19 protein-coding genes are annotated in these 20,485 nt (G+C 64.5%); 8 read left to right on the top strand and 11 right to left on the bottom strand.

The window, feature by feature from the left end; genetic code table 11:
• Window positions 1–927, bottom strand: coding sequence for a methyltransferase domain-containing protein (locus tag QCE62_RS21105; RefSeq protein WP_309922762.1), 927 nt, complete (start codon window positions 925–927; stop codon window positions 1–3).
• A gap of 656 nt (window positions 928–1,583) precedes the next feature.
• Here QCE62_RS21105 and QCE62_RS21100 point away from each other — a divergent pair.
• Window positions 1,584–2,315, top strand: coding sequence for a Crp/Fnr family transcriptional regulator (locus QCE62_RS21100; RefSeq protein ID WP_309815229.1), 732 nt, complete (start codon window positions 1,584–1,586; stop codon window positions 2,313–2,315).
• Between the two features lie 114 nt (window positions 2,316–2,429).
• Here the strand turns inward: QCE62_RS21100 and QCE62_RS21095 are convergent, their stop codons facing one another.
• A complete protein-coding gene (locus QCE62_RS21095) occupies window positions 2,430–3,623 on the bottom strand; it encodes a GNAT family N-acetyltransferase (protein ID WP_309922760.1) in 1,194 nt (397 codons plus the stop codon).
• A gap of 270 nt (window positions 3,624–3,893) precedes the next feature.
• Complete coding sequence (locus QCE62_RS21090) at window positions 3,894–5,321, bottom strand: MFS transporter (protein WP_309922757.1); 1,428 nt, start codon at window positions 5,319–5,321, stop codon at window positions 3,894–3,896.
• Window positions 5,322–5,621: 300 nt separating this feature from the next.
• Between QCE62_RS21090 and QCE62_RS21085 the strand changes: the two genes are divergently transcribed.
• Window positions 5,622–6,656, top strand: coding sequence for an alpha/beta hydrolase (locus QCE62_RS21085; RefSeq protein WP_309922755.1), 1,035 nt, complete (start codon window positions 5,622–5,624; stop codon window positions 6,654–6,656).
• A 7-nt stretch (window positions 6,657–6,663) separates the two neighbouring features.
• On the opposite strand, the gene QCE62_RS21080 is transcribed toward QCE62_RS21085, so the two are convergent.
• On the bottom strand, window positions 6,664–7,506 hold the full coding sequence (locus QCE62_RS21080; protein WP_309922753.1) for an EamA family transporter: 843 nt from the start codon (window positions 7,504–7,506) through the stop codon (window positions 6,664–6,666).
• A gap of 107 nt (window positions 7,507–7,613) precedes the next feature.
• Here QCE62_RS21080 and gcvA point away from each other — a divergent pair, with 107 nt between their 5' ends.
• Window positions 7,614–8,525 carry a transcriptional regulator GcvA gene (gene gcvA / locus QCE62_RS21075; protein WP_309922751.1) on the top strand — a complete coding sequence of 304 codons (912 nt, stop codon included), beginning with the start codon at window positions 7,614–7,616 and terminating at the stop codon, window positions 8,523–8,525.
• Here the strand turns inward: gcvA and QCE62_RS21070 are convergent.
• From QCE62_RS21070 to QCE62_RS21060, 3 genes are read right to left on the bottom strand one after another with little or no spacing between them, the layout of a single operon-like run.
• Window positions 8,522–10,042 carry a glycosyltransferase family 39 protein gene (locus tag QCE62_RS21070; protein WP_309922749.1) on the bottom strand — a complete coding sequence of 507 codons (1,521 nt, stop codon included), beginning with the start codon at window positions 10,040–10,042 and terminating at the stop codon, window positions 8,522–8,524. The two genes, gcvA and QCE62_RS21070, sit on opposite strands and share 4 nt — an antisense overlap.
• Before the next feature lie 13 nt (window positions 10,043–10,055).
• Window positions 10,056–11,063, bottom strand: a complete 1,008-nt coding sequence (lhpH, locus tag QCE62_RS21065) for a trans-3-hydroxy-L-proline dehydratase (protein ID WP_309922747.1) — start codon at window positions 11,061–11,063, stop codon at window positions 10,056–10,058.
• Window positions 11,064–11,081: 18 nt separating this feature from the next.
• Entirely contained in the window at window positions 11,082–12,203 is a 1,122-nt protein-coding gene (locus tag QCE62_RS21060; RefSeq protein WP_309922745.1) for a branched-chain amino acid ABC transporter substrate-binding protein, read from the bottom strand.
• Window positions 12,204–12,453: 250 nt separating this feature from the next.
• Between QCE62_RS21060 and QCE62_RS21055 the strand changes: the two genes are divergently transcribed.
• The 4 genes from QCE62_RS21055 (at window position 12,454) to QCE62_RS21040 (ending at window position 15,534) form a co-directional block, all read left to right on the top strand.
• Window positions 12,454–13,179 carry a haloacid dehalogenase type II gene (locus tag QCE62_RS21055; protein ID WP_309922743.1) on the top strand — a complete coding sequence of 242 codons (726 nt, stop codon included), beginning with the start codon at window positions 12,454–12,456 and terminating at the stop codon, window positions 13,177–13,179.
• 10 nt (window positions 13,180–13,189) lie between these two features.
• On the top strand, window positions 13,190–13,915 hold the full coding sequence (locus QCE62_RS21050; RefSeq protein WP_309922741.1) for a haloacid dehalogenase type II: 726 nt from the start codon (window positions 13,190–13,192) through the stop codon (window positions 13,913–13,915).
• A gap of 34 nt (window positions 13,916–13,949) precedes the next feature.
• On the top strand, window positions 13,950–14,447 hold the full coding sequence (locus tag QCE62_RS21045; RefSeq protein WP_309922739.1) for an Lrp/AsnC family transcriptional regulator: 498 nt from the start codon (window positions 13,950–13,952) through the stop codon (window positions 14,445–14,447).
• A gap of 67 nt (window positions 14,448–14,514) precedes the next feature.
• Window positions 14,515–15,534: an alcohol dehydrogenase gene (locus tag QCE62_RS21040; protein WP_309922735.1), complete on the top strand. Its 1,020-nt coding sequence runs from the start codon at window positions 14,515–14,517 to the stop codon at window positions 15,532–15,534.
• A gap of 25 nt (window positions 15,535–15,559) precedes the next feature.
• Here the strand turns inward: QCE62_RS21040 and QCE62_RS21035 are convergent, their stop codons facing one another.
• Together QCE62_RS21035 and QCE62_RS21030 are read right to left on the bottom strand one after the other, a co-directional pair.
• Window positions 15,560–16,096, bottom strand: coding sequence for a YbaK/EbsC family protein (locus QCE62_RS21035; protein ID WP_309922731.1), 537 nt, complete (start codon window positions 16,094–16,096; stop codon window positions 15,560–15,562).
• A 72-nt stretch (window positions 16,097–16,168) separates the two neighbouring features.
• Window positions 16,169–16,549, bottom strand: coding sequence for an NUDIX domain-containing protein (locus tag QCE62_RS21030; protein WP_309922728.1), 381 nt, complete (start codon window positions 16,547–16,549; stop codon window positions 16,169–16,171).
• 630 nt (window positions 16,550–17,179) lie between these two features.
• Between QCE62_RS21030 and QCE62_RS21025 the strand changes: the two genes are divergently transcribed.
• Window positions 17,180–17,662, top strand: a complete 483-nt coding sequence (locus QCE62_RS21025) for an SLATT domain-containing protein (protein ID WP_309922726.1) — start codon at window positions 17,180–17,182, stop codon at window positions 17,660–17,662.
• 3 nt (window positions 17,663–17,665) lie between these two features.
• Here QCE62_RS21025 and QCE62_RS21020 read toward each other — a convergent pair whose 3' ends face one another.
• On the bottom strand, window positions 17,666–18,625 hold the full coding sequence (locus QCE62_RS21020) for a CHAD domain-containing protein (protein WP_309922723.1): 960 nt from the start codon (window positions 18,623–18,625) through the stop codon (window positions 17,666–17,668).
• A gap of 147 nt (window positions 18,626–18,772) precedes the next feature.
• Window positions 18,773–20,443 carry a fibronectin type III domain-containing protein gene (locus tag QCE62_RS21015; RefSeq protein WP_309922720.1) on the bottom strand — a complete coding sequence of 557 codons (1,671 nt, stop codon included), beginning with the start codon at window positions 20,441–20,443 and terminating at the stop codon, window positions 18,773–18,775.
• Window positions 20,444–20,485 lie beyond the last annotated feature (42 nt).

Raw genomic sequence — 20,485 nt, 5'->3', positions numbered from 1 at the left:
TCAGCGCGTTGATTTGCACAGCGCCATCATCGAGACGCCGCCCAGGACGTCGGCGACCAGCGCCGCGCTGATCATCGAGAGCGCGAGCCGGGGCGCCACGGCGAGCGCTGAACGCACCGTCACGCCCGTCTTGAGCCGCTGCATGAAGGCCAGGGGCAATTGATCGTCGATGATCCCAAAGCCGCTGTCTTCGAGCGTGGCCCGCGCGCTGCGCGTCGAGAAGTAGTGCAGGTGGCCCACGGACTTGCGCAGGTCCAGGTAACCGCGCGTCAGCAACGAGGCGACGTTCATGTCCAGCGGGATATTGAACAGCCAGTAGTTCGCCTTGGGACGCGCCGTGCGCAGGAAGCCAAGATAGTCGTCGACGTGCTCGAAGACATCGAACATGATGCCCAGGTCGACGTGCTGATCGATGTCCTGGAGCTCGGTCACGCGAAACTCCAGATTGGGGTGGCGGAATTCGTTCTTCGCGTCGGCGATCGACTGCGGCGAGATGTCGATGCCCAGCGTCGGCACCTTGTATTCCTGCGCCAGCAGGGCGGTTCCTTTGCCGCCGCCACATCCTACGTCCAGGATGGACTCCGGCTTGATGCCGTTCTTGCTCAGGATCCGCACGGCATTGCTGAACTTGTACTCCGCGTCCTGATCGTGCGAGGACTTGTTGCCGGTCCAATACTCTCCGCTTTCATAGAAGTTCGCATTCGACATTCCAGTCTCCAGACGTTCCGCTTGCGCGGGAAGCTGTTTGATCGAGGGACAGCGATCGACGCACGGTCGACCGGCGCGGGGAGGATGAATGAAAGTGCCGGTCGAGCATGCCTCCCGCTTTCGACGCCGTCCGTGCGCCATCGAACGGAGTTCTGGTCGGAGGATATGCGTGGCGGTAAATCTGCCGGAAAGCGCGTCCAGCAAGGCGCTGCGGGCCATCGGTGCAAGTGTCGGTCCGCCTGAAACACGCAATCGTGTACGCAATGCAACATTTTTTGACGAACCTTGCGTTCGGTGTGAGCGGCCGGTGGCTCCGTGCACGAAACGAAATGAAATCCGCCCGGGCCCCGCCGCACAAGGCTCCCGGAACTCAGTGCGGCGACGCAGTCGGAATCTCCCCTCCAAACGGTATCCACGAATGCAACGTTTTTCGCAAAACGCTTGTTACGTCGTGAAAGGGGCTCCGGCATTCGCAATCGAGCCCGGCGGCAATTCTTGCCGGTGCCTTGATCCACCGCCTGACGGGCCATTCAGCAGACGAAAACGTTAGCGCGTTGCGGGGGTCTGTGCGCTTACGGTATGAACGTCACTGTTCACGTCTGAATCATTTTTGTTCGGCCCCTGTTCGCGCATTCGGGCGTCGGGACGCAAACACACACAGACCCCATACAGAACGTGGCCTGGCACACCTCTCGCTAATGTATGACCAAGCACGAAGGCCGCCGCGATCCAAAACCACAAGAAGCAGCGGCGGCCAAGTGCAACGGGGCTGGTCACAGCGGCTTCGACGATCGACACAGAATTGATCGCGAAGCCGCTGGGGGCCAGAAAAAAATCAGGCGCAAAGAAGCGCACAGAGAAAAGAGCATAAGAACATGTTGACACTTCAATCGGATCTGCACGGCAATCACCTGTTGGGCGCGCTTCCGGCGCAAGAATGGCAGGCCATCGCGCCGCATCTCGAACTCGTCCAGTTGCGCACCGAGCAACTCCTCTGCGACTCGGGCCAGCGCATTCATCACGTGTATTTCCCGACGACGGCAATCATCTCGCTGCTCCACACGATGGAAGACGGCGGTTCGGTCGAAGTCGCGGCAGTCGGACGCGAAGGCATGTCCGGCGTGCCGGTCCTGACCGGCGGCGACACGATGCCGACGCGCGTGCAGGTCCAGTGCTCCGGCTTCGCGTATCGCATGAGCGCGGGCGCACTGCGCGAGCACTTCGGCCGCTCCGACTTCCTGCGCCGCGTGATGCTGCTGTATATGCAAGCCCTCCTGACGCAAGTCGCACAGACGGCTGCGTGCAATCGTCACCACTCGCTGTCGAAGCAACTGTGCCGCTGGCTCCTGATCCAGACGGACCGCACCCCGTCGGACCAGCTGCGCGTGACGCAACAGATGATCGCGGACATGCTCGGCGTGCGTCGCGAAGGCGTGACCGAAGCCGCCGGCAAGCTGCATGACGCGGGCCTGATTCATCACAGCCGCGGCTGCATCAAGGTGCTGGACCGCGCGGGCCTGGAAGAGCGTGCGTGCGAATGCTACGGCATCGTCAAGCGCGAATTCGACCGGATGCTGCCGCGTCGTCAGGTCGAAGCGCTGGTGTAAGCATGAGAGACCGTGACGGAGCGGCGCAGGCCGCTCGCGTCATCGGTGGATGAAGCGGATCCGTCCGTCGTAGGGCATTGAAGCCGGCAAAGAAGCAAGCGCGCCCCGCTCAGTTCACTTCCCAAGATTCTCCATCGTCGCCGTGCCGTCGGGCCCTTCGCCTGCGCGTGCCGTCGCGCCGCGCGTAGCGGGCATGCCGCCCTTGAGCCACAGGTACAGTTCGCGCAGCGCTCGCACGATGCCGTGGCCGATCACGCCCCACGCCGAGTTGCCGATCTGCATCGACCACGCATAGCTGCGGTTGCCACGGCCCCAGTAGGTCTTGAAGCGCTCCGAGCCGACGCCGAAGTCGATGTCGTAGTGCTGCTCCAGCGCCCACTTCACCGCGTGTTCCCACGCCACCGCGCCGGCGCCGAACTTGCCGTAGGCCGGATCGAAACTGGCGATCACCGCGTTGGCGAGCGGATTGCCGTGACTCATGATGGATACGGCAATCGGCTGGTCGCCGAGCATGACGGCAATCAGACGCGCAGGCGGTTCGCCCGTGGGAAAGCCGCCGGGCTTGGTCAGCGTCGCCATCAGGTAGGTCTGGTAATGCGACGAGAACAGCCACACGCCCTGCTTGCCGGTGCGCTCGCCCCACTGGCGCTTCCACGCGAGCATCGCGCGCACGCATTGATCGATCGTGCTTACATCGGACGGCTCGATCATCCGCACGCGCAAGTCACCTTCCTTCGCGAGACGCCGTTCCAGCTGCCCGGGCTTCTTGCCGTTCATGGTGCCGAGCGATCGGCAGTACGTGGCCCAGTCGGTTTCGTCGCGCAGCTGCGCGACCCATGACTCGTGGCGCGAACGTCCCAGCACGTGCCGTTCGCGCAGCGCGATGCGATGCAGCTCGGAACCTTCGTTCACATACGGCAGATGCACGAAGTCCGCCTTGCATTTCGCGCAGGCGAGGCGCCACGCCGCTTCGATCATGCCCGCTGCGCGCGGTCCGTCCTCGACGAGCACGCTGGTGTAGTCGGCGGCATCCGGGCTGAGCGGCAGCAAATAGGTCCAGAGAAAGCGCCGCCACGAAACGAGCGGCCAGACGAGCCGCAGTTCGCCGTTCTCGCGCAGCACGATGCAATGCAACTTCCTTCCCTGAGCAGCGGCGACGTGCCGCCAGGCGAGCAGGCAGATGTCGAAGCGCTGGAAATACCGTCCGTTTGCCTTGAGCCAGAGCGCATTCCATTCGCGTTCGAGCGCGAGGAAACCCTGTTCGTCGCAAACCACTTCAAGTCGTGTTTGGTCGTGATGGTCGTTCATTGAATCCCCGAGACCCGATGCGCGGGCGCGACTGCGCCCGTCACGGATGCTCCGGCGGCGGACGTCTCGCTCGCGTCCTTTCCGCCAGTTCATGCCTTTTACGAATTTACTCGGGGTGACGGCGACTTGTCGGCCAACTATCAGTGCTTTTCACGCAGAAAGCGAAAGATAATGGCATTTTGTCTTCGGAATAAACGAATTTACGCAATTATTCGTAAGCTTTTGTTTTTCTCTGCGTAATGCGTTGGTAAAGAGCGATGTCGCATGCCGTCAGGCGCCGGCATGCGCACCGCGCAGATGAATGCCGAGCGCGCGCCGTGCGCTCAATGCGAGCAACACACAGGACAGCGCGTTGAAGAGGAACAGCCCGCTCGGGCCGACGACCGTCATCAGCGACGACGCCAGCGCCGGGCCCGCCATGCCGCCGAACGAGAACAGCGCGAGCAGCGTCGCGGAAATGGCCACCCGATGATGCGGCTCGGTCCGGTCCTGCACGTGCGACACGATCAGGCCGTACTGCGTGAAAGTGACCGCTACATAGGCGAGTGTCGCGCACCAGGTGACCACGCGCACGTCGATGCAGAACAGCACGAGGCTCAGCGTCGCCGAGATCGATGCGGTGATGTACACCAGGCGACGCCGGTCGAAGCGATCGGAGAGGCGGCCCATCGGCCATTGCGGCACGAGTGCGCCAATCAATGCAACGCCCATGAAGGTCGCGAGCTCGCTCGTCGAGAAGCCGGCGCGTTGGAGGTAGACCGGCATCATCGCGTAGAAGGCGCTGTAGATGAAACCCGCGAGCACGCAGCCCGGCACGGCGAGCGGCGCGGCGGCCATCATGTCGCGCACGCTTTCCCGCCAGGTTCGCGCCGGTACGCGGTGCAGGGATTCGTCGGCAACCTTGACGGGCCAGCCTTCGAGCAGCGTCACCGGCATCACGGCCGCCGCGAACAGCGCGGCCGCGATCGAGAATTGCTGGCCGCCCATGCCCGCGCCGAAGTTCAGCAGGAACTGCCCGCTGCCCACCGCGAGATAGTTGATGGCCGCATACGTGCCGAAGACCTGTCCGCGCTTCTCGTTCTCGACCGTACCGTTGAGCCAGCTTTCGATCGACACATACAGGCCCATGAAGGCGAAGCCGGTCAGCAGGCGCACGAGCGCGAGCGTCCACGGCGATTGCGCGGCGCCGAACGCGAGCGCGAGGATCGATGCCGCCGCCGAGTACGCGACGAACGTCCGGTGCTGTCCGATGCGGTCGATGAGCCTGCGGTTGACCATCGCGCCGAGGATGAAGCCGGCGTAGTAACACGACTGAACCAGACCGATCACGATGGTCGGATAGCCGGACTGCATGATGCGCAACGGAATCAGCGTCTGGAACAGGCCGTTGCCGACGATCAGCAGCGCGTAGCTGATGAGCAGCCCCGCAAGCGCGCGATAGCTGCTGCCCGCGCCGGGCGGATGCACATGCGGTGCGGCCTCGGGAGGCGCGGGTGCGGCGGGCGGCGTCTGCCGGCCAAACAGCGCGGCTTCGGTGAGCGGCCCGGTGCGCGTGACGGCGGGCGCTTCCGGTTCCTGGCTCGTGTCGTTCTGTGCTGCGCTTTCTGCTTCGCTTGCTGCCTCTTCCTGTGTTCCGTGCGGCGGCTCTGCGGCATCGCCCGCCGGATCTCGTGCGATTGCGTCTTCAGCTTTTGACATGACACCCTTGAAGTTCGCTATCGGGCGGCCCTCGTCTTCGGGTGACAGGACTCGCCCGCGCTTGCTCGTGCTTGCTCGTTGTTGCTATTAAGCGCTCAGACAAGAATGGTAACCGGCTCCGCCGCTGTCGATGGCGTCATTTGCTTCTTGTTACCGTGGGCGGTTTCTGTACCCCACTGTATCCGCCCGATCCGCCGACACAGTGCGTTGCACGCGCCGCGCGTCTCGACACACGGCGGATACGTACGGCGCTTCAAATGATCCCTCGCCGAATAGACCTGACAACGAGAGGAAAAGATCATGAAGGACCGCATCGATAACCGCCGCCGCCGTCTGCTCGGCACCGCCGTCGCCGGCATCGGCTTGCTTGAGATGGGGCTGAGCGGGCTCGTCGAGGCGGCGGAAGCGCGGAACGCTCCCGCACCCGCGTTGCCGGAAAGCTTCACGCACCTGAAGCATATCGAGACCCCGACGCTCAGCATCGCCTATGCCGAAGCGGGGCCGCGCAACGGGCCGGTCGTGATCCTGCTGCACGGCTGGCCGTACGACATCCACAGCTACGCCGAAGTCACGCCGATGCTGACCGCGGCGGGCTATCGGGTCGTCGTGCCGTATCTGCGCGGCTATGGCCCGACGCGCTTCCTGTCCGCCGATACCCCGCGCAACGGCCAGCAGGCCGTGCTCGCGCGCGATGTGATCGAGATGATGGATGCGCTCTCGATCGAGCATGCGGTGCTGGGCGGTTTCGACTGGGGCGCGCGCACGGTGAACATCGTCGCGGCGCTGTGGCCGGGGCGCGTCAAGGCGATGGTCTCCGTGAGCGGCTATCTGATCGGCAGCCAGCAGGCGAACCAGGCGCCACTGCCGCCGCAGGCCGAGCTGTCGTGGTGGTATCAGTTTTACTTCGCGACCGAACGCGGCCGCGCGGGCTACGACGCGAACCGGAACGATTTCAACCGGCTGATCTGGCAGACGGCGTCGCCGCAATGGCACTTCGACGACGCGACCTACGCGCGTTCAGCCGCGGCGTTCGGCAATCCGGATCACGTGGACATCGTGATTCACAACTATCGCTGGCGGCTCGGGCTGGCGCACGGCGAGCCGCAATACGACGCGCTCGAGGCGCAACTCGCGAAGGGGCCGTCCATCGGCGTGCCGGTCATCACGCTGGAAGGCGATGCCAACGGTGCGCCGCATCCCGCGCCGGCAGACTATGCGAAGAAGTTCACGGGGAAGTACAAGCATCGGACGATCACGGGCGGAATCGGGCATAACCTGCCGCAGGAAGCGCCGCGCGCCTTCGCCGATGCGGTGATCGACGTCGCTCGCATGTAACGGCCGTTCAAAGCCCGAGACACACCGCGCCCGCGGCGACCACCACGCAGGCGATCCAGCGCCGCGCGTCGACGTTCTCGCGCAGGAACACACGGCCGATCAGCGCCGCGAACACGACGCTGGTTTCGCGCAATGCGGACACGGCGCCCATCGCGCCCGACTGCATCGCCCAGATGACGATGCCGTACGCGGCAATCGAGACAAGCCCGCCCGCAATCGACGAGACGACCGACATCGGCGCGGCGAAGACGGGCTTCCAGATGGCATCGGCGCCGCGTCGCACGACGAAGATCAGCGGCATGAACCAGTAGAAGAGGAACATCCACGCCGTGTAGGCGAACGGCTGATCGCCCGAGAGCCGCACGCCGATGCCGTCGATCACGGTATAGACCGCGATGGTCACGCCGGTGGTCAGCGCCGCGAGCGCGCCCGCGCGCGAGACGTGCCGCCCGCGCAGCGCGAGCGCCATGATGCCGGCCGAGATCAGCGCGATGCCGAGCACGCGAAGCGCGCCGATGCCCTCATGCGCGAACAGCGCCGCGCCCAGGGTGACGAGCAGCGGCGACGAGCCGCGCGCGATGGGATACGCCTGCGCGAGATCGCCGCGCCGGTACGAACGCACGAGGCTCACGTTGTAGACCACGTGCACGAATCCCGACGCGATCACATACGGCCACGCTGCCGGGGCCGGCAACGGCAGCCACACCACCGCGACGAGCGATACCGCGCCGATGGCGATGCTCATCCAGGTCATCGAGAAGAAGCGGTCGCGATTGCCGTGCAACATCGCGTTCCAGCTTGCATGGAGCAGGGCGGCGAGCAGGACGACGCCGCCGGTATAACTGAGCATGAGCGTGCTTTCGGGCTGTGATTGGCGTATTCAAGAGAATAACTATCTTGTAAGCCGCTCACAAACCACTTATCTTCGGATGTCGCGTCAGAAAATCTCTCCTGAAGATGAACCGGACCTTGCCGCCGTTGAATGCGTTGCGTGCCTTCGAAGCCGCCGGACGGCTCGGCAGTTTCAAGCAGGCCGCCGCCGAACTCCACGTCACGCAAGGCGCGGTGAGCCAGCAAGTGCGTTTGCTGGAGGCGTGGCTCGGCGCGCCGCTGTTCGAGCGCCATAACCGGCGCGTTGCGCTGACGCCCGCCGCCGAGGCCTATCTCGCGCAGATCGGACCGCTGTTCGATCAGCTGTCGCAGGCCACCGCCCGCTATGGACTGTCCGAAGCCGTGAGCCGCACGCTCAGCGTGAATGCGCCCGCAACCTTCGTGCTGCGCTGGCTGGTGCCGCGACTCGAAGACTTCCGCCGCGCGCATCCGGATGTCGAAGTGAGGGTGGAGACGTCGAACGAACCGGTCGAGGCGCTGAAGGAGAGTCACGACATCGTGATACGCGGTGGTCCGGACACCTTCTACGGCTATGCGATGCAGCCGTTCCTCGCCGAAGAGCGCCTGCCGGTGTGCAGTCCGGCGCTGTTGCGCCGCGTGCCGCTGCGGGTTCCGCAGGATCTGGAACGGCACACGCTGCTGCACGCGTCGAGTCTGCCGCGCGTGTGGCCCGACTGGCTCGCGAAAGCCGAAGTGCCGACGCTGCGTCCGGCCGCCGTCATGAGCTTCGACCATTTCTATCTGACCTTGCAGGCGGCCGTCGACGGCATGGGCATCGCGATGGGTCCCACGGCGCTCGTCTCCGACGATCTCGCGTCGGGCCGGCTGATCGCACCGTTCGACGCGCCGCGCTTGCCGTCGCGTACGTACTGCACGTATGTCGCGGAAGGCCGTCAGGACGAACGGCTGATCGTGCTGTTCCGTTCGTGGCTGGAACGCGAGGGCGACGCGTGCGCGCGGGAACAGACGGCGCGTTAGCCGTAGCGCTTCACCGCGCGCCAGAACGCGGGCCACGGTTGACGCGGACCGTCGCAGACGTAAATGTCGCGCTGGCGCATCGAGCTGTTTGTAATGCCCAGCGGCGTGTCCGCATGCCCGGCGATCCGGCACGCGACGAGTTCGCGTTGTACGAAATCATCCGGCACACCGACGACGATCAGCGGTTGCGGCGGCGGATCGCCGTAGCCGCGAAACCAGTTCGTATTGGTGCCGGAGATTGCCGGCGGCAGGCCGTCGCGCGCGCCATAGAGTCTGAGCGCGGCGACCTGGGCCGAATCGGCGGCGAGAATGCCCGCGTTTGCGCGCTGCCCGGCGGGCAGCGCATCGCGGACGCGCACGACGGCTTGCGCAAGTTCCGGCCAGCCGAGCTCCTCGTTGAAGTTGCCGCCGTTGAGGCGGTCGGCGCTGCGCCACCATGCCGACCCCAACGGCGCGACCGGCAGCACGGGCGCCGCGCCCAGCACGCCGCCGAGCGCGAGCAGCGTCCACACGCACATGCCGGCGATGTGTGCCCGCCGCGCGTCCAGGGCGGCCAACGCGCGCTCGCCGCAGACGGCGCCGGCGGCGAGCAGCATCGGATAGGCGGGCGCCATGTAGTAGTCGCGGCCGTGCGCGACCATGAACAGGACGAGCGGCACGACGAACATCCAGCCGATTGCGCGGAAACGCATGCTGTCCGCGCCGAACAGCACGCTGTAGAGCCCGGCGAGCCACAACGGAAGCGTGAACGGGCTTGCCGCGATCCACAACTGGCCGGACAGGAAGCCTGCGGTGCGGCCCCGCGCGACATCGCGTTGATGGATGCTTTGCAGGAAGTCGAGCGAGATGAAGTCATGCTCGATCTGCCAGACGAGATGCGGCAGCACGATTACCCCCGCGAGCGCCACGCCGCTCCACAGCCACGGACTGCGCAGATGCCGCCGCGCGGGCGTGAGCAGCACGCCGGCGACGATGCCCGCCGCGAGAAACGACATCGTGTACTTGGTCAGCAAGCCGAGCCCGACCGCGATGCCGACGCCGATGAACCCGCGCGGATCATCGGACGACAGCACGCGCAACAAACAGTACGCCGCCGCCACCCAGCACAGGTAGTCGAGGCTGACGTACTGGAACAGGCTGCCCGCATTCAGGGCGACGCTGCTGATTGCGGCGGCGACCGCGGCCACGGTCTGAGCGAAGCGGGTTCCGCCCATGTGCCGCGCCATCAGTCCGGTGAGCACGAGCGCCACGCTCATCGCGAGCGAGGAAAAGACTCGCAGCCCGACGAGCGACGGCCCGAACAGCGTTGTGCCCACATGCGCGAGGAACGGCATGACCGGCGGCACGCCGACATAACCCCACGCGAGCGCGCGGGCGTCTTCGAGCGTCGACAATTCGTCGCGATGAAAGCCGTAGCGGCCGTTGGTGAAGGCGTGCAGCAGAAACAGCGCAATGCCCAGCAGCATCAGCACGACGAAGTCGCCGCTTGCGCCGGGCTTGCCACGCGCGCGTTCCATCGGCCGACGCGCCTCAGCGCACCAGAAACCCGTAGGCCAGCGGATCGCGTTCGTCGATGATCCAGTTCGCGAAGCCGCAGATATACGCCTCGCCTTCGATCTCCGGAATGACCGCCGGAATGTCGTGCACCATGGTCTCCTTCAGCACGCGCCCCTTGAACACGGTCCCGACGATCGACTCGTTCACCAGCGTTTCATCCGCGCCGAGCTGTCCGCGCAGATAGAGCTGCGCGACGCGCCCGCCCGTGCCGGAGCCGGTCGGCGAACGGTCCACTTCGCGGTCCGCGAACACGCAGCAGTTGGCTTGAGTGGAGCCGGGATGACGCGGCGCATTGGCGATGATCGTGCCGTAGATGTGATTGATCTCCGGAATGTCCGGATGCGCGAGCGGAAACGCCTGGTTGGCCGCTGCCTTCACCTCCGCGCCGAAACGGATCAGCTGCTCCACCGATGACTCGCGCACCGGCAGGTCGTGCGGCGCGCCATCGGTGTAGAAGTAGAACGCGCCGCCGTACGCGATGTCGCCCGTGACCGTGCCGAAGCTCGGCGTGTCCACGGTCACGTCGCGCTTCCAGATGAAGGACGGCACGTTCACGAAACGCACGGAGCCTGCGTGATCGCCATCCCACTTCACGAACGCTTCGATGAAGCCGCACGGCGCATCGATGCCCACGCGCGTCTCCGGGCTCGTGCGCTGCACCCAGCCCAGTTCGACCGCCGCGGTCGCCAGCGCGATGACACCGTGTCCGCAGTGATCGCTATAGCCTTCGTTGTGCAGGAAGATGATGCCGAAGTCCGCTTCCGGCGATACCGGTTCGGTCAGATAGCCGCCGTACATGTCCGCATGGCCGCGCGGTTCGAACATCAGCGCGCGGCGGATGTCGTCGGCGTGTTCCTTCAGCCAGGCGCGGCGCTGCACGATGGTGTCGCCGGGCAGACGCGGCAGGCCGCTCGTGACGATGCGGAACGGCTCGCCGCCGGTATGGACTTCGACGGTCGAAATGGATCGGGAGAGTTTCATTGCGTTGTGCGGTGAGACTTATTGTGCATAGGGAACGGGCAGGCCATTGCGGATCATGTAGACCGTGGTAGGCGCGCCCTGCAGGTCGCCGCTGGCGTCGAACGAATAGGTGCCCGCGACGCCCTTGTACTTCTCCTTCGCCAGTTGCGCGATGAGCTTCGCCTTGTCGGTGGTGGTGCCGGCCTTGACCATGGCGTCGGCGAGCATCTTCACGCCGTCGTAGTAATTGACGCCGTAGACCTGCGTGTCCGTGTGATAGGCATCCTGGTACTTCTTCAGGAAGGCGCGGCCTTCCGGCGTCTTGTCCAGCGCCACGCCGCCCTGCGCGCAATAGACGATGGACGCCGCCTCGCCCGCGACCTTGCCCATGTCGGCGGAACAGATGCCGTCGCCGCCCAGCAGCTTCGCGCGAATGCCGCGCTGCTTCATCTGCTTGGCCATCGGCGCGCCTTGCGACGCATAGCCGCCGAAGAAGATCACATCGGGATTCTTCGACTTGATCGCCGTGAGAATGCCGAGAAAATCGGTGGCCTGTGAATTGGTGAACTGCTGGTCGACGATCTTGATGCCATTCGCCTTCGCCACCTTCTCGAACTGCTCGGCGACGCCCTGGCCGTACGCGGTGCGGTCGTCGATGATCGCGGCGGTCTTCGCCTTCAGCGTCTTCGCGGCGAACTCGCCCATGGTGCCGCCGAGTTGCTCGTCGCTGGCGCCGATGCGGAAGATGTTCTTGAAGCCCTGCTTCGTCAGCGCCGGGTTCGACGCCACCGGCAGCAGCGGGATGCCCGCCGTGCTGTAGACGCGCGAGGCCGGAATTGCGACGCCCGAGTTATACGGCCCGAGCACGGCGAGCACGTTGTGATCGGCAAGATTCTGCGCCACCTGCACGCCAACTTTCGGGTCGGCCTGGTCGTCCTGCGAATCCAGCTTGAAGGTCACGCTCTTGCCGCCGATGCTGATGTTCGCCTTGTTCAGTTCGTCGATGGCGAGCCGCGCGCCGTTCTCGTTGTCCTTGCCGTTCGGCGCCTGCGGGCCGGTGAGCGGCGCGGAGTGGCCGAACGTGACGACCTCCTGCGCGGCGGCGGACGCGGCCACGGAGAAAACGGATACGGCAGCCAGGGCAAGGACGGGATAGCGCATGGACTCGTCTCCAGACGGTTTCGAAGGAACACCAATGTAGTGCAGATGGATGGGGCTCTCAAGCAGTTAAAAATTCGACCGGTCGTTCTGGTAAGGTCACGAAGCCCGCTTGCGCACGTGCAGCAGAATCTGCTGCGGCACGGGCCACGAACCGCACAAGCTGCGGTTGCAGCGAGCAACATCGGCTCCGGCTGCCGCCACGTCTCACTACACTGACTGCTCCACCCCTCGCCATCAGACAGGAGCGACCGTGAAACTCACCGACTTCGACACCCTCACTTTCGACTGCTACGGCACGCTGATCGACTGGGAAAGCGGCATCTTCGAAGGGCTGCGTCCGCTGCTCGAACGCGTGAAGCCTTCGTTGACGCGCGATCAGGTGCTGGAAGCGCACGCGCGGCATGAATCCGCGCAGCAAAAGTACACGCCGGCGAAGCGTTATCAGGATCTGCTGCCCATCGTGTACAAGCGTCTGGCCGAGGAATGGGGCGTGCCGCATACGCACGAGGAATGCATCGCGTATGGCCGTTCCATTCGGCACTGGCCGGCCTTCGCGGATTCGGCGGAAGCACTCCAGTATCTGAAGCAGCATTACAAGCTCGTGATCCTGTCCAACGTGGACAACGAGAGCTTTACGCACAGCAACACGAAGCTGCAAGTGACGTTCGATGCGATCATCACGGCGGAAGACGTCGGTTCGTACAAGCCGTCGCCGCGAAATTTCGAGTACCTGATCGAGAAGCTGGGCGAGCGCGGCATCGCCAAGGAGAAGATTCTCCATACCGCCGAAAGCCTGTTCCACGATCACAAGCCGGCCAATGCATTCGGTCTGACGTCGTGCTGGATTTATCGGCGGCATGCGCAGCCGGGCTTCGGCGCAACCATGGATCCGGGCGCGCAGCCGACTATCGCGTTCCGCTTCAACAGCATGGCGGAACTCGCGCAGGCGCATCGCGAAGCGTTGGCTCAGTCATGAGGAGAAAGGTGTGCGGCTCACCGAATTCAAGGCACTGACGTTCGATTGCTACGGCACGCTGATCGACTGGGAAGCCGGCATCGCCGCCGGGCTGGCGAAGCTGGCGGCGCGGCTTCCCGTCATGCTCACGCGCGATCAGATTCTGGAAGCGCATGCGCGTCACGAATCGAAGCAGCAGTTGCTCACGCCCGATCTCGCCTACAACCGCTTGCTGGAAATCGTGTACAAGCGCGTGGCGGAAGAATGGGAGGTCGGCTATGCGTGGGACGAGGCCATCGCTTATGGCGCGTCGGTCGGCGACTGGCCCGCGTTTCCGGACTCGGCCAGCACGCTTCAGTATCTGAAGAAGTATTTCAGGCTGGTCATCGTCTCGAACGTGGACAATGCAAGCTTCGAGGCGAGCAAGCGCAAGCTCGGTGTCGAGTTCGACGCCATCGTGACCGCCGAGGACGTGGGTTCCTACAAGCCGGCGCGCCGCAACTTCGACTATCTGTTCGACGTGCTGGCCCGGCTCGGCGTGGACAAGCGGGAAACGCTGCACGTGGCGGACAGCAATTATCATGATCTGCTTCCGGCGGAGGAATACGGCATGCATGGCTGCTGGATTCACCGGCGCTTCGAGCAGCGCGGCTTCGGCGCGACCGTGAAGACGCTCACGGAACCCGCCGTCGACTTCAAGTTCACGAGCATGGCGCAACTCGTCACGGCGCATCACGCCGAGCTCGCCGAAGGCTGACGCAGCCGCGTGGCCTCCATCGATCCCGCACGACATGAACCACCGACAGAAGCTGGACCGCATCGACATCAGGATCCTGGCCGAACTGCAAAAGAACGGCAACATCACGAACGCGAATCTCGCGAGCGTGGTCGGGCTGTCGGCGAGTCCGTGTCTGCAACGCGTGCGGCGGCTCGAAGCGGCGGGCATCATTTCGGGCTATGGCGCGCATCTCGATCTGACGCGCGTCACGAGCACGGTGACGGTCTTCACCGAGATCATGCTGCACGATCACCGCCGTGAAGACTTCGTGCGCTTCGAGGCCAATCTGCGCGATGTCGAGGAAGTCACGGAGTGCCATCTCGTCAGCGGCGGCTATGACTACCTGCTCAAGTTTCTCGTCAAGGATATCGGTCACTATCAGGAGGTGATCGAGAAGCTCGTCGACCGGAACGTGGGCATCGAGAAATACTTCAGTTATATCGTCATTCGCTCGCCGTTCGTCAGGCATACGGTGCCGCTGGCGTCGCTGCTCGCCGACGACGAGCGCTGAGCGCGCCCCCGAGCTTTCAAAACGCCGGACGGCATCCTATTCTGAAGTTCTTTGACAGGAGCAAGCCATGGCGAAGATGAAGGCAGTGCAGGTGGCGCAAGCGAATGGTCCGCTCGAAGTCGTCGAACGCGACGTGCCAGAACCGCCGGAAGGCCATGTGCTCATCAAGGTTCAGGCGTGCGGCATCTGTCATAGCGATTCGCTGACGAAAGAAGGGCTGTGGCCCGGACTCCAGTTTCCGCGCGTGCCGGGACACGAGATCGCGGGCGTGATCGAGAAACTCGGCGCGGGCGTCGAAGGATGGCAGCAGGGGCAGCGCATCGGCGTGGGCTGGCACGGCGGACACTGCGGTCATTGCGAGCATTGCCGCCATGGCGACTTCGTGCTTTGCCAGAAGGCGCTCGTGCCCGGCATCAGCTATGACGGCGGCTATGCCGACTACATGGTGGCGCCGCAGGAAGCGCTGGCGCGCATGCCCGACGATCTCGCCGACGTCGATGCCGCGCCGCTCCTCTGCGCCGGCATCACCACCTTCAATGCGCTGCGCAACAGCGGCGCGCGCGCCGGCGATGTGGTCGCGGTGCTGGGCATCGGCGGGCTGGGGCATCTGGGCGTGCAGTTCGCGCGCAAGATGGGCTTCGAGACCGTGGCGATCGCGCGCGGTCAGGACAAGGCGCCGCTGGCGAAGGAACTGGGCGCGCATCACTACATCGACAGCGAAGCGCAGAACGTCGCCGATGAACTGAAGGCGCTGGGCGGCGCGCGCGTGATCCTGGCGACAGCGACGAGCGGCCGCGCGATGAATGCGGCCATCGGCGGGCTCGGACTGAACGGCAAGATGATCATGGTGGGCATCTCCGACGAACCGGTCGAGGTGCCGATCACGCAGTTCATCATGGGGCGCAACTCGGTGCAGGGCTGGCCGTCAGGCACCGCGGCGGATTCGCAGGAGACGCTCGCGTTCAGCGCGCTGTCCGGCGTGAAGCCGATGATCGAGGAATATCCGCTGTCGCGCGCGGCCGAAGCCTATGACCGCATGATGAGTGGCAAGGCGCGCTTCAGGGTGGTGCTCACGCCGGGCAAGTGAGCCGGTAGCGCGTCTGTCTACGGGTTCAGGTGGCGAGCGGCGCGACCGTCGCGTTGGGCAGCGCGAGCAGCTGTTGCGGCGACAGCAGCAGCTTCGCCTCGCGCACGCCCGCGCCCATGACCACGCGCGCGCGCTCCATGACGGCGGCTTCCACCAGCACGAGCCATGAGGCCGGCACGCCGAACGCGGTGATGCCGCCATACTCCATGCCGGAGTGTTCGGTGGCCACTTCGCGCGACGCGAACGAGATACGCTGCGCGCCGAGTGCGCGCTTGACCGCGCCGTTCACGTCGAGCCGCTTCGAAGCCAGCGTGACGATCGCCGCGTATTGTTCGCCGCCATCCTTCTTGTAGCGCACGACGATGGTGTTCGCGCAATCCTCCAGGTCGATGCCGAAGCGCTCGCTGCATGCGGCGGTGTCGGAGGCGTCGTCGGGAACGCGGAACACGGTGATGTCGGTGCCGTGCAGCGTGGCAAGCACGCTGGCGGGGAGCGTCGCCGCGATGTCAGCGGCGGACATGTGGTCGAGATTGAGCGCGTAGTCGTCTTGGGGCGTGTTCATGGGCGGTCAAGCAGGCGTGTGGGACCCAAAAGGTTCTCAGGGTAACCGATGCGCGTCCGCGACGCTTCTAAGCTACTTGCCGCGTGCGCCGTTGCGCTTCTCGCCGAGAATCTTGACGATGACCTTGGTAGGCGAACTGGTGGCGAGCCGCGCGATTTCGTCGACATGCACCCAGCGGCAACGCGCGATCTCATTGCTGGCCCGTGCCTTAGCGCTCTTCGAGATGTCGCAGAAGAACACGTGGTGATGTTTCTGGTCGCCGCGATAGTTGAACAGATGTTTGGCCGACTTGCCCGACAGGCGGGTTTCTTCCTTCAGCTCGCGGAGCGCGGCATCCGAAAGGTCTTCGCCGCGCTTGAGGATGCCGCCGGGCAGCGCCCATTTGGATTCGCGCCGCGCGACCAGCAGAATGCGTTTGCCTCTTCGGCAGACGACCGTGGCTCGTTTCCTCAAATTCGCTCCGATGTTTTTGTTCTCGCGTTACCGTTGGCAGGGTATCGCCCTGTCGGGCAGCAGCTAGTGTACCCAAGGCGAATTTTCTTGTGGAGCACCTTGCACGATCTTTTGCACCGATAGCCGTGTTCGGCGCTGCATGACCCTTCCTTGAACGTAGAAGCCGTCGACCCAAAGAAAAGCCCCGGCGGATGCGCTCGGCCGGGGCAAGTTTTTTACGTCTACCGGTACGTCTGTGACACCTGCTGTTTTTGTGTTGTGACTGCTGTTACTGCTATCACTGCTATTGCTGCGACTTCTAAACGGCACATTTCCCGACAACGCCACTCCATCTGCTGCAACCACTCCGGTACTTCTGCGACTACGACACCTGCTGCAACCGGTAAGAAAGTTGAGGGTAAGCCGGTTTGCTCAGTGAATATCGCTTCGCTTTTGCTGGCGCGGTGCGTTGCGCCATGTAAAGAAGTGTACGCAGCCATGCGCAATTCAATTGCCCGAAGAAGCGTCGCTTTCGGCTTCTGTCCAGTGAATTCGCGGACGCCTTCGGGCACGCTTAAAGACGCAAGACAGGGACACGGTTTGTCCACGGTCGAACGCTACACTGGGTTTCACTCAAGCCCTGCATGGACCATGACCGAACCGTTACATCAAACCTGTGAGCCGCCGCAAGACGCGCGGGCGCTGGTGCTGAACTGGATCAGACGAGCCCGCGAATCGCAGATCCGTCACTACACGATGGCCGACCGTCTGACCGCAAGCGGCAGGAAGCTCGGACTGGCTGTCATCGGCATCACGACCGCTACGGGCACATCGGCTTTTCTCTCGCTCGTCGCTACCGCCATCTCGCCGCAGTTGCGCATCGTGATCGGGCTGACGAGTATCGGCGCCGCCGTGCTCGCGTCCTTGCAGACCTTTCTGCGCTACAGCGAGCGCGCCGAATTGCACCGGCGCGCGGGGGCGCAATACGGCGCCGTAAGACGCCGCCTGGAAGCGATCCACGCAGCGGATCCCTATCTGCACGACATGCGCGACATCGAAGGCGTGCGCGACGAACTCGATCAGATTGCGCAGAATGCGCCACATTTGCCGCGCGGGATCGTCGCGCGCGGATAAGCCTTACAGCAAGCGCACAGCGGCCTTCATGCGCCGCTTCTGCTCCTTCTTGAGCGAGCGCAGCGCTTTCTGTGCGGCCGCGCCATCCGGCAGCGCGTCGAGATGCTGTTCCAGCAGCGCGCGACTTGCGACGACATCGTTCAACGCCCCGAAGCGCTTCTGCATCCGCTTGAGGCCCTTCAGCGTCTTGCGTTGCTTGCCGCCGAGAAGCGGCTCGAAGAACTCGACCAGATAGCGTACCTTTTTGCCAGCCTTGCGTACATCGTGCAGCTGCGCGTAGTCCTTGCCCTTCGCCTTCGCGGCCGAGCGTATGCGTTTGCTCAGTTGTTTTTCCGCAGCCGTCACGCGCTTCCGGGCGAACTGGGTCAGCGGCGTGCGTTGCGCCGCCGTATTGAGTTCGCGGTTCGCCTCGCTCAGCGACTCGTGCAGCATCTGCTTGAGCTTCGCGTGCGAGAGCGTATCGCGGCTTTTTGCGGCAGTTGCGCTGCGTTGTTCGCGGAAGGCATCGAGCAAGGGCGCGCTGCTTTTCTTGTCGACGAGTTCGATCAGGATGTCCCAGTCGCGCGTATTGCCTGCCGCGCTGGCCAGATACTTCAGGAGGGCGCGCTGCTGGTCGTCGAAATCCTTCTTCAGAATCGGTCGATACGCCCACAGCAAGGTGCGCAGCCTCCGCAGTGCAACACGCAGCTTGTGCAGTTCCTCGGCGTCCGTGCTGTCTTCGAGCACCGTGGCCTGCGCGGACGCTTCGCCGATCAGCGGATTGGCATAAGTGGAGAAGCTCGATTCCGCTAACGCGCCATTGTTTCCCTTTTTCATGTCGGTGTCCCTAGTCTTGCGGAATGGAGATAAGGGCAAGAAACGTACCGAACGTTGCAGACAATGACATAGCAACAAACAGGGTGCCGCAGGACCGCGCCGCGCCAGGATGTCGGCTCGACTCCCCGCTAAAAGAGGTTCAGCCATGTTGCCGCTTCTGCCGCTTCACGCACTTTTCGCCCCGCGCGGCGATGGTGTCAAGCCTGAACTGCTCGTGTTGCTCGTCCGTCCGGCCGAAGCGGACGCCGGTCTCAGCGTCCCCCTTGAAGAGAACGACGTAACCGGCGTGGAGGATCAACGCCCGCGCCGCTTCTCCAGCACGATGGTTTCGAAAAGCGCGTAGTCCGCCGTGGGCGTCTTGTCCGCGCCGGGGGCGTGATAGTAGTTGATCGTGATGGAAGTGCGGCCGCCGTGCTCGCCCGGATCGTGATCGAACACGGCAATGCCATAGCCCGTGCCGGTGTCACGCTGCGCCGACCAGATCGCGTCCTCGACGGCATCCGCGACAGGCCGCACGAACGTGCCCGCCGTCGTGCCGGGTACGGGCCGGTTCGGCTTCGTGAAGACCTGCGCCTGCGGCAGGCCGGTACCTGTATCAGTGCCGTAGACATCGAGCGGCGCGCTGGTGCCGCCGCCGCCGAGAATCAGATGCACCGTGCCGTGCGAGGTATCGATCGGATCGTTGGCGCGCGGCGAGCCGTGTACGGGACGCGGCTGCAGCGTATCGACGCGTTCGCCCGTCACGGCGTCACGGCCCGCGTGATGATTGCAGCCGCGCACCGGATGGCTGCGTTCATAGTCGTGATCGTGGCCGCACAGCACGAGATCGACGCCATAGCGGTCGAACAGCGGCAGCCACGCTTCGCGGATGCCCTTGTCGGAGCCGTTGCCCGTCTTCGACGAACTAAGCGCGTCCTGATGCATCTGCACGATGATCCAGTCGATGCCGTCGTCATGCGAGGCTTCGCGCAAGGTCTTTTCGAGCCAGCGGCTCTGCTCGCCCTGGCTGTAGCCGCGCACATAGAACGAGGTGCCGGGGGCGATCGGCGGATTGCCGGTGCTCGCGGCGGGCACCAGCGGATTGGGTCCGGCCACGAAGGCGGCGCCGTCCTGATAGACGACGTCGTCGGAATCGAGCGAGATGAACAGCACCGAACTCACGCGGAAGCTATACCAGCGGCCCGGAAAACGCGTGCCGTTGTCAGGCAGCGTGTAGCGCGTCAGATACGAGTCGAAGCCCTGCCGGCCGTTGTGAAACTCGATCTCGTGATTGCCCGGACACGGCATCCACGGACGGTTCGCGGCCGAGGTCTGCGCGTTGTTGCCGAAGTCGCGCCACACGTCGGGCTGGCTCGCGGGGTTGAGGTTGGCGTAGCAGAGGTCGCCGTTGAGCAGATGGAACAGCGGCTCGAAGCGCTCCACCGCCTGCACCGCGAAGCGGCTCTGCGGCGACGACAGCACCCAGTTCGTGTTCGGCGTCGCCAGGTCGCCGTAGCTGGTGAAGCGGAACGCGTGCCGTCCGCGCGGCGCCGTGCGGAAGCTCGACGTGAAGGGCTGGCCGGCGTTGCTGTCGTTGTCGGCGGTGACTTCGTAGTGGTATTGAGTATCCGGACGCAGGTCGCGCAGCCGCGCATGATAAGTACACACGATCTCGCCGTTGAGGCCATCCGTGTAAGTGCGCTGCACGGCATGGATCATGTGGGCGTGGCCATCGTCCGATTGCAGCCGCACGCGCGGCGCAGTGGCCTGTGCGAGCGACGCCCAGTTGATGACCACCTCGCTCGACGGATCCTCGCCCCAAGTGAGGTGGATCTGTTCGGGCGTGCCGTCCGGCGTGTCCGTCGTTGCCGTAGCAGAGCGGCTCATTGCGCCTGCTGCGGTGGCGAGGCCGGAGGCGCCCGCGAACTTCAGGAAGCCGCGGCGCGAGGCGAGCGGTGCGGAGTCTTGCGGGTTCTTCGTGACCATGTGCGTATGTCTCGTCGTGGGGAAGATTCGCCGTGTCACGAG

Origin of the sequence: Caballeronia sp. LZ033 (genome assembly GCF_031451265.1) — a bacterium.
Classification (GTDB): domain Bacteria; phylum Pseudomonadota; class Gammaproteobacteria; order Burkholderiales; family Burkholderiaceae; genus Caballeronia.
The sequence above is the reverse complement of the archived record's forward strand: the minus strand, read 5'-3'. Positions and strand labels throughout refer to the sequence as shown.